This window comes from uncultured Pseudoflavonifractor sp. (assembly GCF_944387275.1).
GTDB lineage: Bacteria > Bacillota > Clostridia > Oscillospirales > Oscillospiraceae > Pseudoflavonifractor > Pseudoflavonifractor intestinihominis.
Window position 1 is genome coordinate 1 of sequence record NZ_CALXEG010000003.1, and the last position, 16253, is coordinate 16253.

Below are 16253 nucleotides of genomic sequence, written 5' to 3' on the forward strand. Positions count from 1 at the left end.
TCCACCGTCACCTGGCCCTCCTCCATGGCCTCCAGCAGGGCGGACTGGGTGCGGCTGGTGGCCCGGTTGAGCTCGTCGGCCAGAAACAGGTTGCACAGCGCCGCGCCGGGCTGGTACTCCATCTTCCCCGTCTCTTTATTATAGAGGGAGAAACCGGTGATGTCGGAGGGCATCACATCGGGGGTGAACTGCACCCGGTTGTAGTCCAGGGACAGCGCACGGGAGAAGGCCAGGGCCATGGTGGTCTTGCCCACGCCGGGGATGTCCTCCAGCAGGATGTGCCCCCGGGCCAGGATGGCCAGCAGGGCACGGGCGATCACCTCGTCCTTGCCCACCACCGCCTTCTTCACTTCCTGTAAGATATGTACTGCCTGGTTCATGCCTTTTTCTCCTCATTTCCCTTTTTATATATGTAGAATAATCCTTTATTTTACGGTTTATCCAATGCATATTATTTTAAGTACAATTTCAGTTCATGTCAACGCGGAATACGCTGCCAGGGCCTCCCGCCGTCCGCTTTCTCTGTAATGATATCGCTGCAAAGCGTAAAAATGTTGCAGGCCGGCTGTTTTTTCTCCTTCCAGCCTCCATTTCGTCCATTTTTACCTGCCCTCATCCTGTGAAAAAACAGGGAAAGGCCTTGCAATGGAACGCGTTCCGTGGTATACTGCGTATGATAGTAGAGGAAGTATGGTGAGAGTGGGGCTTTGCTCCGCTCTTTATTATTGAAAAAAACCGGTTTGGTTTTTTCTGACATTTTATACCGAAGGAGGCTCCTCTATGGCGAAAGTCACTGAGCTGGTCCGGGCGCTGGCCCAGCCCATCGCGGCGGAAAACGGCTGCAGCATCTGGGATGTGGAGTATGTGCGTGAGGCGGGCACCTGGTTTCTCCGGGTCTATCTGGACAAGGAGGGCGGCGTAACCATCGACGACTGCGAGGCCGTGTCCCGGCCCCTGTCCGACGCCCTGGACGAGGCCGACCCCATCGAGGGCAGCTACACCCTGGAGGTCTCCTCCGCAGGCATCGACCGGGTCCTCCGGCACCCGGAGCACTTCGACGCCTTCCTGGGCGCCGAGGTGGAGGTCCGCCTCTACCGCCCCGTGGAGGGCCGCAAGGACCATGTGGGCATTCTGAAAGGCTACGAGGACGGCGATGTGACGGTAGAGCTCCCCAAGGGAGCCGTGACCTTCCCCAAGAAGGACGTGGCCCAGGTGCGGCTGTACGTCCGTGTTTGATTCCCCGCCGGGAATCCGTTATGGTATAAGGAGTTTGATGAAGGATTATGGCTAAGAGAAATGCAAAGGCTCAGAAGAGCAATGAGCTGGACGGCAAGGAGTTCTTCGCCGCCATCGGCATGATCGAGCAGGAAAAGGGCATCCCCAAGAGCTATATGCTGGAGAAGATCACCCAGGCCCTGATCAGCGCCTACAAGCGGGACCATGAGGGCGCCGGCGACAACATCGTGGTGGACGCCAACGAGGAGAAGGGCGAGGTCCGCATGTTCGTCAAGAAGGACGTGGTGGAGACCGTGGACAACCCCTTCACCGAGATCAGCCTTGCCGACGCCCGGATGCGCCTTCCCCACATCCAGCTGGGCGACGTGGTGCGTATGGAGGTCAAGACCAAGGACTTTGGCCGTATCGCCGCCCAGACCGCCCGTCAGGTCATCATCCAGGGTATGCGCGAGGCCGAGCGGGGCATGATTTATGATGAGTTCAGCTCCAAGGAGCACGAGCTGCTCACCGGCGTGGTCACCCGCATCGACCCCCGCTCCGGCTCCGCCAGCCTGCGCATCGGCTCGGGCAGCGAGGTCACTGAGGCCTTCCTGGCTGTGGGCGAGCAGGTCCGGGGCGAGACCATCCACGAGGGTGACCGGCTGAAGGTGTACGTGGTGGAGGTCCGCCGCTCCACCAAGGGCCCCCAGGTCCTCATCTCCCGCACCCACCCCGGCCTGGTCAAGCGCCTGTTCGAGCTGGAGGTGCCCGAGATCTACGACGGCACCGTGGAGGTCAAGTCCATCGCCCGCGAGGCGGGCAGCCGCACCAAGCTGGCCGTCTGGTCCGCCGACCCCAACGTGGACCCCATCGGCGCCTGCGTGGGTCCCCGGGGCCAGCGCGTGAACAACATCGTGGAGGAGCTCAAGGGCGAGAAGGTGGACATCATCAAGTACTCCGACGACCCCGCCGAGTACGTGGCCGCCGCCCTCTCCCCCGCCGACGTCATCAGCGTCACCACCCTGGACGACGGCAAGAGCTGCCGCGTGGTGGTGCCTGACGACCAGCTGTCCCTGGCCATCGGCAAGGAGGGCCAGAACGCCCGCCTGGCCGCTAAGCTCACCGGCTTCAAGATCGACATCAAGCCCGCCTCCAACCCCGGCGGCGATGAGGACCAGGAGTCCGACGAGGTCGTGGTGGACGACGTGCCCGTGGAGGCCGCCCAGACCGCCGAGGCCGCCGACGAGCCTCTGGACGTGTAATTTGATTTTCTGATTTTCCCGTGGAAAGGGGGCGCTTGTCCCATGCCCAAAAAAATTCCCCTGCGCCAGTGCCTGGGCTGCCGGGAGATGAAGCCCAAGAAGGAGCTGATCCGTGTGGTCCGCTCCCCCGAGGGCGAGGTCTCCCTGGACTTCAAGGGCAAAAAGCCTGGCCGGGGCGCTTACGTCTGCCCCAACCCCGAGTGCCTGAAAAAGGCCCGAAAGGCCAAGGCGCTGGAGCGCGCCTTCTCCGCCCCCCTGCCCGACGAGGTATGGGACGCCCTGGAGGCGCAGATGAAGGAGGCCCCCGATGTCTAACGCCATTCTCTCTCTCATCGGCCTGTGCAAGAAGGCAGGACGGCTGGAGGTGGGCGAGGAGCCGGTGGGCGCGGCCGCCCGCGCCCACCACGCCAAGCTGCTTCTGGTGGCCGCCGACGCCGCCGACAACACCCGCCGCCGCTGCGCCCATTTCGCCGAGGCGGGCGCCGTCCCCTGGACGGAGCTGCCCTTCTCCAAGGCGGAGCTGGGCGGCACCGTGGGCCGCAGTTCCTGCGCCCTGGTGGCCGTCACCGACATCGGCTTTGCCTCTTCCCTGGCCGCCAAGCTGGCCCTGCTGGACCAGGCCCGGTACGGCGAGCTGTCCGCCGCCCTGGACACCAAGGCCCAGAAGGCCCTCCAGCGGCAGAAGGAGCAGCGCCAGCACGAGAAAAATCTCCGTGAGGGCAAGCGCAAGCCCTGGGCCGCGCCCCCAAAAGAGCAGAAAGCCCCGCCCGCCCCGTCCAACCCCCCCCTGCGCTCCTCCCCCGCCCCCTCCGGGCGGCCCAAGGTGCCCAAGGGTAAACTGCAGGTCAAGGGCGGACTCCACCGGGGCCCCAAGCCCAAGGCATGAACAAGGTTTTCCCGCCGCTGCGGCGGTTTCCCATAGAGAACGTATCCGTTTCGAGCAGAGAGCTTGTTCCAATAAGAAAGCGCAGGGAACCCTGCCTGCGTTTTCCTATTGGTGCAGGCTCCACAATGGAGGTGGCTCATTTGCTGAACAAATACCGTGTGCACGAGGTCGCCAAGGACTTCAAAATGAACTCCAAGGATATCGCCGATATCCTCACCAAGTACGCGACCACGCCCAAGAACCATATGCAGGTGCTGGAGGACAGAGAGCTGTCCATCATCTTTGAGTATCTGACCCAGCACCACCAGGTGGACAGCATCGAGAGCATTTATGCCGATGTGTACCACGAGCCCAAGAAGGCGGAGGCCCCCAAGGCCGCCCCCGCCCAGAACCAGCAGGGCGCCAAGCAGCCCAAGGACGCTCCCAAGGCGCAGGCTCCCCAGCAGCAGGCCCAGCGGCCCGCTGCCCAGCAGAACCAGAATCAGAACCAGAACCAGCAGCGGCCTCAGCAGCAGGCCCAGCCCCAGCAACAGACCCAGGACCGCCGTCCCACCACCCGCGTGCCCGAGAAGAAGGTGGTGGACACCCGCAAGAGCGGCAACGTGAACCTGGAGAAGTACGACGAGCGCCTGGAGTCCTTCACCTCCGAGCGCCAGCAGCAGGGCGGCGGCAAGCAGAAGTTCCAGGGCCGCAACCAGCGCCGGAACAACAGCTTCCAGGGCAACAAGCGCCGGGCTGAGGAGCAGGAGAAGATGCGCCGGCTCCAGGCCGAGATCGCCAAGAAGCACCCCACCGTGGTCAAGATCCCCGACGAGATCGGCGTGGGCGAGCTGGCCAGCCGGATGAAGAAGACCGGCGCCGAGGTGGTCAAGTGCCTGATCAAGAACGGCGTCATGGCCTCCCTGAGCGACATCATCGACTTCGACACCGCCGCCATCATCGCGGAAGAGATGGGCTGCAAGGTGGAGAAGGAAGTCATCGTCACCATCGAGGAGAAGCTCATCGACACCGCCGAGGACAAGGCGGAGGACCTGGTGCCCCGCGCCCCCGTGGTGGTGGTCATGGGCCACGTCGACCACGGCAAGACCTCCCTGCTGGACTATATCCGCAACGCCCACGTGGCGGCCGGCGAGGCCGGCGGCATCACCCAGCACATCGGCGCCTATCAGGTGGACGTCCAGGGCAAGCCCATCACCTTCCTGGACACCCCCGGCCACGAGGCCTTCACCGCCATGCGTGCCCGCGGCGCCATGATCACCGACGTGGCCATCCTGGTGGTGGCCGCCGACGACGGCATCATGCCCCAGACCGTGGAGTCCATCAACCACGCCAAGGCCGCCAATATCCCCATCATCGTGGCCATCAACAAGATGGATAAGCCCACCGCCAACCCCGAGCGCATCAAGGAGCAGCTCACCAAGTACGAGCTGGTGCCCGAGGAGTGGGGCGGCGAGACCATCATCTGCCCCATCTCCGCCAAGACCGGCGAGGGCATCGACAACCTGCTGGAGATGGTCAACCTGACCGCCGAGATGCAGGAGCTGAAGGCCAACCCCAACCGCTCCGCCCACGGCGCCGTCATCGAGGCCCGGCTGGACAAGGGCCGCGGCCCCGTGGCCACCCTGCTGGTGCAGAACGGCACCCTCCACCAGGGCGACATCATCATCGCCGGCACCGCTGTGGGCCGTGTCCGCGCCATGACCAACGCCCGGGGCGAGAAGGTCACCGAGGCCGGTCCCTCCGTGCCTGTTGAGATCATCGGTATGAGCGAGGTGCCCGGCGCCGGCGACGACTTCCACGCCGTGGCCGACGAGCGCATGGCCCGCGAGCTGGTGGAGCAGCGCAAGCACGACCAGAAGATGGCTGCCTCCGGCGGCGTGAAGCAGAAGGTCAGCCTGGACGATCTGTTCAGCCAGATCCAGCAGGGCGAGATCAAGGATCTGAACGTCATCGTCAAGGCCGACGTCCAGGGCTCCGCAGAGGCGGTGAAGTCCTCCCTGGAGAAGCTGTCCAACGACGAGGTCCGGGTGCGGGTCATCCACTGCGCCGTGGGCGCCATCAGCGAGAGCGACGTCATGCTGGCCACCACCTCCAACGCCATCATCGTGGGCTTCAACGTCCGCCCCGACAACAACGCCAAGGAGACCGCCGCCCGCAACAAGGTGGATATGCGGATGTACCGCGTGATTTATGACTGCATCGAGGAGATCGAGACCGCCATGAAGGGCATGCTGGCCCCCAAGTTCAAGGAGGTCTTCCTGGGTCAGGCCGAGGTCCGCGAGGTGTTCCGTATCACCGGCGTGGGTATGGTGGCCGGCTGCTATGTCACCAACGGCAAGATGCAGCGCGGCGCTCAGATGCGTCTCCTGCGGGACAACATCGTCATCTACGACGGCTCTATCGCCTCCCTCCAGCGCTTCAAGGACAGCGTGAAGGAGGTCGCCCAGGGCTACGAGTGCGGTATTACCTTCGAGAAGTTCCAGGACATCAAGCAGGGCGACGTCATCGAAGCCTACCTGATGGAACAGATTGAGGTGTAACCCCTCATTTTTCTCATTCTACAAGACCCCAAAAGCAGGGCGGGCGTTTTCGCCCGCCCTGCTTTGCTTATTTGTCTCCCCTGGAGGTCCCCATGAGCTGTGTATATCTCCTAGCCGCCTCCCATTCCCTGCCCCTCTACGACTCCGGCATCAGCCGCCTCCGCACCGTGAAGGCGGGCGGTATGACTGTCACAGTGGAGGAGGACGGCTTCTCCGTGCAGGATCATGAATACTACCGCCAGGCGGTGGATTGCCTGGCGCTGGACATGCAGCCCTGCCGGTATGAGCTGAACCTGTACCCCACCCAGGAGGACGCCGCACAGCTGCGGGCCTATCTGTCAAAAAACTGCGCCCGCGGTGAGACTGTGGAGCTGTGGCACCTCTGGGTGGGCGGCGGGGTGCACAGGATACGCCGTTTCTCCGGCCCTCTGTCCGCTTTGGCGCAGGACACGCTGGAGCAGCTGGAGGAACACCAGCAGACCTGCCTGATCATTGCAATATAGCGCGGAGGCCCTTTCGGGCGCCTCCCCGCTCACTTATGAAAGGAGATCCGATCATGTCGAGCAATCGAATCGGACGCATCAACGAAGAAATCCAGCGTGAGCTCTCCGGCCTCATCCGCACGGTGAAGGACCCCAGAGTCCACGGGCTGGTCTCTATCACGGCGGTGGACACCACCACCGACCTGCGGTATGCCAAGGTCCACGTCAGCGTGCTGGACAAGAGCGACGTCAATGAGGTGGTCAAGGGCCTCAAATCCGCCGCAGGCTACCTCCGCCGGGAGCTGGGCGCCGCCCTCTCCCTGCGGTACACCCCGGAGCTGATCTTTGAGAAAGACGACTCCATGGCCCAGGGCGCTCACATTCTGAGCATGCTGCGGGACCCCGAGGTGGTCAAGCCAGCCAATCCCGCCAACGCCCACATTAATCTGGACAGCGAGGAGTGAAGTCCCATGACCTATACGGAAGCCGCTGAACTGCTGCGGCGTCAGGACGATATTCTCATTCTCACCCACCGCCGGCCCGACGGCGACACCATCGGCTGCGGCGTGGGCCTGTGCGCCGCCCTGCGGGAGCTGGGCAAGACTGCCTGGCTCCTGCCCAACGCCGATGCCACCAGCCTCTTTACCCCCTATCTGGAGGGCTATCTGGCCCCTGACGGGTTCTCCCCCGCCTTTGTAGTCAGCGTGGACATCGCGGGCCGGGGGCTGTTCCCTGAAAATGCCCGCTGCTGGCTGGACAAGGGCGTGGACCTGGCCATCGACCACCACCCCTCCAACGAGGGCTTCGGCAGGGAGAACTGCGTGGACCCGGGCCGGGCCGCCTGCGGCGAGCTCATCTATGATATCATCCGCCAGTGGGGGCCTGTGTCCCCTGCCGCCGCCCTGGCCCTGTACCTGGCCGTGTCCACCGACACGGGCTGCTTCCTCTACAGCAACACCACCTCCGGCACTCACCGGGTGGCCGCCGCCCTGATGGACACCGGCATCGACTACCGCAGCGTCAATAAGCGCCACTTCCGCACCAAGAGCTTCAAGCGCCTGCGGCTGGAGAGCATGATCACCGAGGGCATGGAGCTCTTCGACAACGGCACCATCGCCATCGCCGCCGTCACCCTGGAGATGATGAGGGCCCTGGACGCCCACGAGGAGGACGCCGAGGACATCGCCGCCTTTGCCGGACAGGTGGAGGGGGTGGAGACCGCCGTCACTATCCGGGAGCTGCGGCCCGGAGAGTGCAAGCTCTCCGTCCGCACGGCCGCAGGGCTCAACGCCTCGGCGGTATGTGCCCTGCTGGGCGGCGGCGGACACGCCGCTGCCGCCGGATGCTCGGTGATGGGCTCCGTCTCCGACGCCAAGACCGCCATTCTGGACGCCATCCACCAGATCCAGCAGGGCTGAGGAGGCCGGAATGCCGAACGGAATCATTGTGATTGACAAGCCCGCCGGATGGACCGCGTCGGACCACGCCCTTGTGGAACGCGCCGCCGCTGAAGCAGCGGCGCTTATCCCGGCGGGCGGCTCCTCCTTTTCGCGCCGCACCCGCTGCGCTGGGCTGCGCCGCGAGTTTACGGAGGGCTGAGTATGGCAAATGGAATTATCGTGATTGACAAGCCCGCCGGATGGACCAGTATGGATGTGTGCGCCAAGATCCGGGGCGTGCTCCATGAGCGCCGGGTGGGCCATGCGGGCACCCTGGACCCCATGGCCACTGGTGTGCTGCCCGTCTTTGTGGGCCGGGCCACCCGGGCGGTGGAGTTCGCCGCCGAGGGCGGCAAGGAGTACGTGGCCGGGCTGCGGCTGGGCGTTGTGACCAACACCCAGGACACCTCTGGCACCGTGCTGGAGGAGAGGCCCGTGGCCGTTGACCGCTCCGCCCTGGAGGCCGCCCTAGCCCCCTTCCGGGGGGATATCCTCCAGATCCCCCCCATGTACTCCGCCATCAAGCGGGACGGCAAGAAGCTCTACGAGCTGGCCCGGAAGGGCCAGGAGGTGGAGCGGGAGCCCCGCCCCGTGACCATCTACGCTCTGGACGTGGTGGAACAGACCGGCCCCGCCGACTATCTGCTGCGGGTCAAGTGCTCCAAGGGCACCTATGTCCGCACCCTCTGCCACGACATCGGCCAGGCTCTGGGCTGCGGCGGGTGTATGTACTCTCTCCGCCGCACCGAGGCCGCCGGGTTCTCCCTGGACCAGGCCGTCACCCTGGACGCCCTGCTCTCCGCAGAGGACCCCCAGAGCCTGCTGCTGCCGGTGGACGCCTATTTTGCCGGAAGGCCCATACTCATTCTGAAAGCCGGGCCGGAGAAAAAGGTGCGCAACGGCACGGCGGTGTCCGTCCCACAGGCCGCCGACGGCCAGTACCGGGTCTACGGTGAGAGCGGCGCTTTCCTGGCCCTGGGCCAGGTCAGCGGCGGCCGTCTCACCACCATCAAGAGCTTTTTCGAGGTGTAAACAATGGAGCAGAAAAAACGGGTCATCGCCCTGGGCTTTTTCGACGGCGTACACCGGGGCCACGGCGCACTGCTGAGCCGGGTGGCCCAGGTGGCCCAGGAACTGGGGGCCATCCCCGCCGCCGTCACCTTTGACACCCATCCGGAAAACCTGATCATCGGCAGTCCCATGCCCCTCATCAGCTCCCCCCTGGACCGGGCGGAGCTGATGCGCCGGTACTACGGCATCCAGGAGGTCATTGTGGCCCATTTTGACGACCGGATGATGCACATGCCCTGGTGTGACTTTGTCACCGACTTCCTCGTCCGGGAGAACGGCGCCGTCCACCTAGTGGCGGGCCACGACTTCCACTTCGGCTACAAGGGGGAGGGCAACCCGGAGCGGCTGAAGGCCATCTGTGCCGAGCTGGGCCTGGGATGCGACATCATCCCCAAGGTGGAGCTGGACGGCATCACCATCTCCTCTACCTACATCCGCACCCTGCTGGCCCAGGGGGAGATGGAGCGGGCCAACTACTTCCTTGGCCACCCCCACACCCTGACTGACACGGTGTCCCACGGGAAAAAGCTGGGCACCACTCTGGGCTTCCCCACGGTGAACCTCCGCTTTGCCCCCGGCGTACTGGTTCCCGCCCATGGCGTGTACGCCACCAAGGTGTGGTTCGAGGACGGCAGCAGCCGCCCTGCGGTGACCAACATCGGCGTCCGCCCCACGGTGGACGCCCACGGCGCCGTCAACGTGGAGGGCTACATTCTGGACTTTGACGGAGATCTGTACGGCCAGACCATCCGTATGGAGTTCTACCGCCACCTCCGCGGGGAGCGGAAGTTCCCCAGCCTGGAGGCCCTGCGGGCCGAGGTCATGCACAACGCAGACCAGACCCGGGAATACTTCGCGGAACACACCTGAGAACATACGAAAAGCGCGTCTGCCGCAGGGCAGACGCGCTTTTTCTGTCACTTGACCTGGAACATGTTGGTCATGTCCATAGTGATGTCAGTGGTGTAGGGGTTGAGATAGTTATTGATGATCTCCAGGCACTCCTCGGGGTAGTACTGCCAGCACCAGCTCCAGCCCTTGTAGTTCACCTCGCCGTTGCCGGGGAACACGGTGGTGGTGACGCTGCTGTCCAGGTCCACATAGATGCCCCGGGTGGCGAAGAAGGCCAGGTCGCTGGCCGACATGTTGGTCTTTACGTTCTGCCCCACGATCTCTGTGAACTGGGTGATCTTGGGGATGCTGTTCCAGGAGATCAGTTTCCGGGCGATGGCCACCATCAGCTCCCGCTGGGTCTGCTCCCGGTTGGTGCCGCTGCCGGCGTACACGTCGTAGACATTGTTGGGATAGGTGCCCGGTCCGTCGGAGTTCTTCCGGCAGCGTGCGATCTCCAGCACCTGCTGGCCGGTGAGGTCGTAGTGCATGCCCTTGTCGTAGTGGATGTGGAGATTCTGGTCGTCCGCGTCGTAGTTCATGTCCACAGGGACATAGAAGTCCACGCCGCCCACCGCGTCCACCACCTCCACAAAGGCCTTCAGGTCTACGGTCACGTAGAAGTCGATGGGGATGCCCAGCATGTCGGCCACCACGGCCCGCAGCTCGTCAATGCCGCCGTAGGAGTAGGCGGAGTTGATCTTGTAGTATTTGTGGCTGCCGTACTTGCCGTTGACCAGGGTATCACGGGGGATGGACACCAGGGCCACCTTCTGGTTGGGCACGTCGTAGGACGCCACCATGATGGTGTCCGAGTTGCCGCTGACCTGGTCGCTGGCGGCCAGGAGGAAGGTGTAGAACTGATCCTTCCGCTCCAGTGTCTGCTGGCTGGGCGTGACCGTGCTCTCGTCAATATCCGGTGTGTCCGGGTTGTCAGTGGGGTTTTCCGCCGTCACATCACCGGTGGGCGCCGGAGGGGTCTCCACTGTGGGCGCGGGGACCAAAAACTGAAACAGCGCGTAGGTGGTCACGATCACCGCGGAGAGTACCACCACTGCGGCGTAAAACATCCACAGCGCCCTGCCCAGCGGTGAGCCCCGCCGTCGTTTCTTCCTTTTCTTCCGTACTCCTGCCATGGGGTATGATCACGCCCGCTTTCTTTCGCGTTATGTCAACAAACGGTATTATACTGGATAAGACGGGCGGGGGCAAGAAAAAGTTGTTGAACTTTATATTATTTTAATCTTCCGCCCCGGCTGTCACAGCTTGGCCAGCAGCGCCGCCGTCAGGGCGTTGACCGCCCCCAGCAGGTCCACCAGCGACTGGTTCTGGCGCACCGACTGCTCCACCAGCTGTTCCAGCAGCGCCCGCTCCGCCTCGCCGTCCCGACAGCTCCCCTGAGGGCGGACAAAGACGGTGTTGGGGTTGATGTAACGGTTCATGGGCATCTTCTCCAGGTCTTCCCAGGAGCTCACGGGCCGGGCCGCGGACCGACCCTGGCCGCCCTGCCGGGCCCGGCATCTGCATTCTGCCATCTGCATTACCTCCATTCTCTGCCCCATTCTATGCATCCCGTCCCCCTTCCGCGCCGAAAGATGCTTGACTTTTCCAGCAAAACACGGTATTCTGAAAACTGTATCAAATGAGACAGTTTTTGGAGGTGGCATCTATGGCGGAGCTGGAGCGGTCGGATCTGGCTCTGCTGGCCCGCACGCCGCTCTTCCAGGGACTGCCTGAGACCCTGGCCCTCCGGGCGGCTGCCGACCGGCGGTCCACCCTGGCGGAGGCAGCCCGTGGGGAGACCATCTACACCCCCCACGCCTTTTCCCGCAGCCTGGGGGCGGTGCTCTCCGGCAAAGTGGAGGTGCGCAAGGGGGAGCTGATCGTCAGCGTACTGGGGCCTGGGGACCTGTTCGGCGCCGCCGCCCTCTTCAACGACCGCACGGACTACGCCGCCCAGCTCACCGCCCGCTCCCCCTGCCGCATGCTGCTTCTGCCCCAGGAGCTGGTGGAGGAGCTGATGGCCGCCTCCCCCGCCCTGGCCCGGCAGTACATCCGCTACCTGTCCGGCCGCATCCGCTTTCTGGAGCAGAAAATCAACAGTCTGGTGGCCGGAACGGCGGAAGAGCGGCTCTCCTGTTTCCTCCGCACCCAGGTGCAGGATGATTTGGTGCCCTTGGATTGTTCTATTACCGGCCTAGCCGGGCGACTCAATGTGAGCCGCGCCTCCCTGTACCGGGCGCTGGACGCCCTGGAGGACCGGGGCGCCATCCGGCGGGAAGGCCGGGCCATCCGGGTACTGAACCCGGAACTGCTGGAACCAACACCGTGAACCATCATTATTTCAATGAGAAAGGATATGCCCCCATGAAGAAGAAATGTCTCGCACTGACCCTGGCGCTGGCCCTTGTGCTGGCCCTGGCGGGCTGTGGGCCTCAGAACACCCAGGCCTCCGGCTCTCCCTCCCCTTCCCTCTCCCCCTCGCCCTCTGAGACCGTGGAGGTCACCCCCTCTACCTCTCCTGAGGTGACCCCCAGCCCCAGCCAGACCACTGAGCGGCCCCAGGTGTCCCTGGCCGTCCTCAGCGGCCCCACCGGCATGGGCGCGGCCAAGCTCCTGGCCGACAACGACGCCGGCACCACCGCCCTGGACTATGACGTGACCATCGCCGCCAGCCCCGACGAGATCAGCGGCAAGATCATCAACGGCGACCTGACCATCGCCGCCATCTCCACCAACCTGGCCGCCACCATCTACAACAAGAACGCGGGCATCAAGATGGTGGCCCTCAACACCCTGGGCGTGCTCTACATCCTGGAGAACGGCGAGAGCGTCCAGTCCATGGCCGACCTGGCGGGCAAGACCATCTATGCCCCCGCCAACACCAAGGGTTCCAACCCGGAGTACGTGCTCAACTACCTGCTGGAGCAGAACGGCCTCACCCCCGGCGAGGACGTGACCATTGAGTGGGTCCCCAGCGAGGAGATCACCACCGGCATGGTGGACGGCTCCATGAGCCTGTGCATGCTGCCCGTGCCCGCCGCCACCAGCGTACTGATGCAGGGCGAGAACGTCCGCCAGGCCCTGGACCTGACCGAGGAGTGGGACAATGTGACCACCGACAACAGCGTGCTCACCATGGGCTGCCTGGTGGTCCAGGCCGACTGGGCCGAGGAGAACCCCGACCTGCTGAACACCTTCCTGGAGGAGTACGCCGCCTCCATCGACTACGTGACCAGCAACCCGGACGCCGCCGCCGAGCTCATCACCCAGTACGGCATCACCCCCAAGGCCGCCATCGCCAAGGCCGCCATCCCCCAGGCCAACATGGTGTGCATCACCGGCAAGGATATGATGGAGGGCATCCAGGGCTACTTCGACGTGCTGTGGCAGGCCGATCCCACCTCGATCGGAGGGTACATCCCCGATGACGCGTTCTATTACATCCCCTGACAATCAAAAAACGCCCGGCCGCTCTCTGGGCCGGGACATTCTGCGGGCTGTCACGCCCCCGGCCTTCTGGCTGGGGGTGTGGCAGCTTGCCGCTATGTGGGTGGGCCGGAAGGCCATCGCCGCCGCCTGGCTGTCCGGAGACGGCGCCGCCCTGGCCCAGGCCATCATAGAGGGCAAGGCCCTCCTGCTGCCCGGGCCGGTGCTGGTGCTGCGCACCCTGGTGGAGCTGGCGATCACGCCCCTGCTGTGGCAGAGCGCGGCGCTGTCCCTGGCACGCATCTTCTCCGGCTTCCTGGGTGGGGCGGTGCTGGGGGGCCTGCTGGCCGCCGCCTGCGCCGCCTTCCGCCCGGCACGGCTGCTGCTCTCCCCCGCCGTTGGGGTCATCCGGGCCACGCCGGTGGCCTCCTTCATCATCCTGCTCCTGCTGTGGGTGACCACCGGGCTGGTGCCCGCCGTGTGCGCCGGGTTGATGGTGCTGCCAGTGGTGTGGGGCAACGTGTTCAAGGGCATCACCCAGACCGACCCTCTCCTGCTGGAGGGGGCCAGGACCTGGCGCTTCGGCCGGTGGAAGACCCTGCGGCTGGTGTACCTGCCCTCGGTGCTGCCCTACTTTGCCAGCGGCTGCTCCACCGCCCTGGGCCTGGCCTGGAAGGCGGGGGTGGCCGCCGAGGTCCTCTGCGTGCCCAAGCTGGCCATCGGCTCCCAGGTGTACTACTCCAAGCTCTACCTGGAGACCCCCTCCCTTTTCGCCTGGACCATCACCGTGCTGGCCCTCAGCTTTCTGCTGGACAAAATGTTCGGAACTCTGTTCCGCCGCATGGAAAGGGGGCGGGGCGCATGAAGGAGCTGCGCATCACCGGCGCCACCGTCCGCTTCGGGGACAAGACGGTGCTGGACCACTTCTCCCTTGCCCTGCCTCTGGAGGGCATCACCGCCCTGTCCGCCCCCTCCGGCTCCGGCAAGACCACCCTCATGCGGGTCATTGCCGGGCTCCAGTCCGGGGAATCGGGCACCGTGGACGGCCCCGCGCCCCGGGACATCGCCGTTCTCTTTCAGGAGGACCGGCTCCTGCCCTGGCGCACCGTGGAGGAGCACATCACCGACGTGCTGCCCCCCAGACGCCGGAATGAGGCTGCGCGCTGGCTGGAGCTGGCCGAGCTGACCGGCGAGGAGAAGTCCTTCCCCTCCTCCCTCTCGGGGGGTATGTGCCGTCGCCTGGCCCTGGCCCGCACCCTGGCTCTGGGCGGGGAATTCTACCTGCTGGACGAGCCCTTCAACGGCGTGGACCCGCCCCGGATCGGCCGCATCCTCTCCCGCATCCGGGCACTGGGTATCCCCGTCCTGCTGGCCAGCCACGACCGGGAGGTGCTGGACCTGGCCGACCGGGTCATCGTGCTGGACGGTCCGCCTCTTCGGGTCATTCCGTAACACGTAAAACCGCCCCTGTCAGCGTGACGCTGACAGGGGCGGTCTGTTTTCTCTTACCGGTGGTAGAGCTTGTTGGTCTCGTACTGGGGTTCGCAGGTCAGGTGCATGCCCAGCTTGCTGTAGGTCACGCTGTCCGCCGGGGAGAGGATGACGCTGGAGTGGGCGTCACAGCCCCGGAGGGCGGAGAGCTGCTCCAGCGCGGCGGCGGCCAGAGGGTCGGCGGCGGCGGAGATGGCCAGGGCGATGAGGATCTCGTCGCTGTGGAGCCGGGGATTGGTGGAGCCCAGGTGTTTGACCTTCACAGTCTGAATGGGCATGATGGCCTGGGGGGAGATGAGGTGCTTCTCGTGCTCAATGCCCGCCAGCTGCTTCAGGGCGTTGAGCAGGGCGGCGGAGGAGGCGCCCATGAGGCCGGTGGTCTTGCCGGTGACCACCTGGCCGTCGGGCAGCTCGATGGCGGCGGCGGGGTTGCCGGTCTCCTCGGCCACCTGGAGGGCGGCGGCGATGACGGGACGGATGGCGGGGCTGATCTTGGCCTGCTGCATGAGCAGCTCCAGCTTGTACACCGTCTCGTCCCCGTTCTGGTTCTGCTTGCGGTCGCACAGGGCGGCGTAGTACCGGCGGACGATCTCCTGACAGGCGGCCTCCTGGACGGCCTCGTCGTCCACGATGCAGTTGCCCGCCATATTCACGCCCATGTCGGTGGGGGACTTGTAGGGGCACGCACCGGTGATCTTCTCAAACATGGCGGACAGCACGGGGAAGATCTCCACGTCCCGGTTGTAATTCACGGTGGTCACGCCGTAGGCGGACAGGTGGAAGGGGTCGATCATGTTCACGTCCCCCAGGTCGGCGGTGGCGGCCTCGTAGGCCAGGTTCACCGGGTGCTGGAGGGGCAGGTTCCAGATGGGGAAGGTCTCAAACTTGGCGTACCCCGCCTTGACGCCCCGCTTGTACTCGTGGTAGAGCTGGCTCAGGCACACGGCCATCTTGCCGCTGCCGGGACCGGGGGCAGTGACCACCACCAGGGGACGGCTGGTCTCGATATAGTCGTTCTTACCGTAGCCGTCGTCACTGACGATGAGGCCGATGTTGTGGGGGTAGCCGGCGATGGGGTAGTGGAGGTAGACCTTGACGCCCAGGCTCTCCAGGCGGGCGCGGAAGGCGTCCGCGGCGGCCTGGCCGGCGTACTGGGTGACCACCACGCTGCCCACCATCAGCCCCTCGCCCCGGAAGGCGTCGATGAGGCGGAGCACGTCCACATCGTAGGTGATGCCCAGATCGCCCCGGACCTTGTTCTTCTCGATGTCGTTGGCGCAGATGGCGATGACGATCTCGGCGGAGTCCCGCAGCTCCTTGAGCATCCGGATCTTGCTGTCCGGCGCAAAGCCGGGCAGCACCCGGGAGGCGTGATAGTCGTCAAAGAGCTTGCCGCCGAACTCCAGGTACAGCTTGTTGCCGAACTTGCTGATCCGCTCCCGGATGTGGGCGGACTGCATTTCCAGGTACTTCTTGTTGTCAAATCCGATCTTCTTCATCGTCCCGGCCCGGCGCGCCGCTGCGCCGCGCCCTCCCATCCTCTCTGT

19 protein-coding genes are annotated in these 16253 nt (G+C 64.8%); 15 read left to right on the forward strand and 4 right to left on the reverse strand.

Features of this window, described 5'->3' with window-relative positions; translation table 11 throughout:
- On the reverse strand, positions 1 to 380 hold a 380-nt coding region (locus Q0K23_RS01305), incomplete at its 3' end, for a MoxR family ATPase (RefSeq protein WP_294516921.1).
- 400 nt (positions 381 to 780) lie between these two features.
- Here Q0K23_RS01305 and rimP point away from each other — a divergent pair.
- The 11 genes from rimP to ribF all read left to right on the forward strand — a co-directional run bounded on the left by rimP (position 781) and on the right by ribF (position 9765).
- Positions 781 to 1236: a ribosome maturation factor RimP gene (gene rimP, locus Q0K23_RS01310; RefSeq protein WP_294516924.1), complete on the forward strand. Its 456-nt coding sequence runs from the start codon at positions 781 to 783 to the stop codon at positions 1234 to 1236.
- Positions 1237 to 1283: 47 nt separating this feature from the next.
- Positions 1284 to 2477 carry a transcription termination factor NusA gene (nusA, locus tag Q0K23_RS01315; protein WP_294516926.1) on the forward strand — a complete coding sequence of 398 codons (1194 nt, stop codon included), beginning with the start codon at positions 1284 to 1286 and terminating at the stop codon, positions 2475 to 2477.
- A gap of 42 nt (positions 2478 to 2519) precedes the next feature.
- A complete protein-coding gene (locus Q0K23_RS01320; RefSeq protein WP_294516928.1) occupies positions 2520 to 2792 on the forward strand; it encodes an RNase P modulator RnpM in 273 nt (90 codons plus the stop codon).
- Positions 2785 to 3363 (forward strand): ribosomal L7Ae/L30e/S12e/Gadd45 family protein, encoded by a 579-nt coding sequence (locus Q0K23_RS01325; RefSeq protein WP_294516932.1) that lies wholly within the window; start codon positions 2785 to 2787, stop codon positions 3361 to 3363. The genes Q0K23_RS01320 and Q0K23_RS01325 overlap by 8 nt, the downstream gene beginning before the upstream one ends.
- Before the next feature lie 125 nt (positions 3364 to 3488).
- Positions 3489 to 5903, forward strand: coding sequence for a translation initiation factor IF-2 (infB, locus tag Q0K23_RS01330; RefSeq protein WP_294516936.1), 2415 nt, complete (start codon positions 3489 to 3491; stop codon positions 5901 to 5903).
- A gap of 92 nt (positions 5904 to 5995) precedes the next feature.
- Positions 5996 to 6406 (forward strand): hypothetical protein, encoded by a 411-nt coding sequence (locus Q0K23_RS01335; protein ID WP_294516938.1) that lies wholly within the window; start codon positions 5996 to 5998, stop codon positions 6404 to 6406.
- Positions 6407 to 6459: 53 nt separating this feature from the next.
- Positions 6460 to 6849 carry a 30S ribosome-binding factor RbfA gene (gene rbfA / locus Q0K23_RS01340; RefSeq protein ID WP_294516940.1) on the forward strand — a complete coding sequence of 130 codons (390 nt, stop codon included), beginning with the start codon at positions 6460 to 6462 and terminating at the stop codon, positions 6847 to 6849.
- Between the two features lie 6 nt (positions 6850 to 6855).
- Entirely contained in the window at positions 6856 to 7803 is a 948-nt protein-coding gene (locus Q0K23_RS01345; protein ID WP_294516943.1) for a bifunctional oligoribonuclease/PAP phosphatase NrnA, read from the forward strand.
- 10 nt (positions 7804 to 7813) lie between these two features.
- Positions 7814 to 7984, forward strand: coding sequence for a hypothetical protein (locus Q0K23_RS01350; protein ID WP_294516945.1), 171 nt, complete (start codon positions 7814 to 7816; stop codon positions 7982 to 7984).
- Positions 7985 to 7986: 2 nt separating this feature from the next.
- Positions 7987 to 8856 (forward strand): tRNA pseudouridine(55) synthase TruB, encoded by an 870-nt coding sequence (truB, locus tag Q0K23_RS01355; RefSeq protein WP_294516947.1) that lies wholly within the window; start codon positions 7987 to 7989, stop codon positions 8854 to 8856.
- Between the two features lie 3 nt (positions 8857 to 8859).
- Positions 8860 to 9765 (forward strand): riboflavin biosynthesis protein RibF, encoded by a 906-nt coding sequence (gene ribF / locus Q0K23_RS01360; protein ID WP_294516950.1) that lies wholly within the window; start codon positions 8860 to 8862, stop codon positions 9763 to 9765.
- A gap of 47 nt (positions 9766 to 9812) precedes the next feature.
- On the opposite strand, the gene Q0K23_RS01365 is transcribed toward ribF, so the two are convergent.
- Positions 9813 to 10856, reverse strand: coding sequence for an LCP family protein (locus Q0K23_RS01365; RefSeq protein ID WP_294516953.1), 1044 nt, complete (start codon positions 10854 to 10856; stop codon positions 9813 to 9815).
- A gap of 189 nt (positions 10857 to 11045) precedes the next feature.
- A complete protein-coding gene (locus Q0K23_RS01370) occupies positions 11046 to 11321 on the reverse strand; it encodes a hypothetical protein (protein WP_294516955.1) in 276 nt (91 codons plus the stop codon).
- Positions 11322 to 11455: 134 nt separating this feature from the next.
- Between Q0K23_RS01370 and Q0K23_RS01375 the strand changes: the two genes are divergently transcribed.
- Genes Q0K23_RS01375 through Q0K23_RS01390 form a run of 4 tightly spaced genes read left to right on the forward strand, consistent with a single transcriptional unit; the run spans position 11456 to position 14667 of the window.
- A complete protein-coding gene (locus Q0K23_RS01375) occupies positions 11456 to 12118 on the forward strand; it encodes a Crp/Fnr family transcriptional regulator (protein ID WP_294516958.1) in 663 nt (220 codons plus the stop codon).
- 35 nt (positions 12119 to 12153) lie between these two features.
- On the forward strand, positions 12154 to 13239 hold the full coding sequence (locus Q0K23_RS01380) for an ABC transporter substrate-binding protein (protein WP_294516961.1): 1086 nt from the start codon (positions 12154 to 12156) through the stop codon (positions 13237 to 13239).
- Positions 13214 to 14080 (forward strand): ABC transporter permease, encoded by an 867-nt coding sequence (locus tag Q0K23_RS01385; protein ID WP_294516962.1) that lies wholly within the window; start codon positions 13214 to 13216, stop codon positions 14078 to 14080. Before Q0K23_RS01380 ends, Q0K23_RS01385 begins: the two co-directional genes overlap by 26 nt.
- Positions 14077 to 14667: an ATP-binding cassette domain-containing protein gene (locus tag Q0K23_RS01390; protein ID WP_294516966.1), complete on the forward strand. Its 591-nt coding sequence runs from the start codon at positions 14077 to 14079 to the stop codon at positions 14665 to 14667. Before Q0K23_RS01385 ends, Q0K23_RS01390 begins: the two co-directional genes overlap by 4 nt.
- Before the next feature lie 53 nt (positions 14668 to 14720).
- Here Q0K23_RS01390 and Q0K23_RS01395 read toward each other — a convergent pair whose 3' ends face one another.
- Entirely contained in the window at positions 14721 to 16205 is a 1485-nt protein-coding gene (locus tag Q0K23_RS01395; protein WP_294516967.1) for a DUF1846 domain-containing protein, read from the reverse strand.
- Positions 16206 to 16253 lie beyond the last annotated feature (48 nt).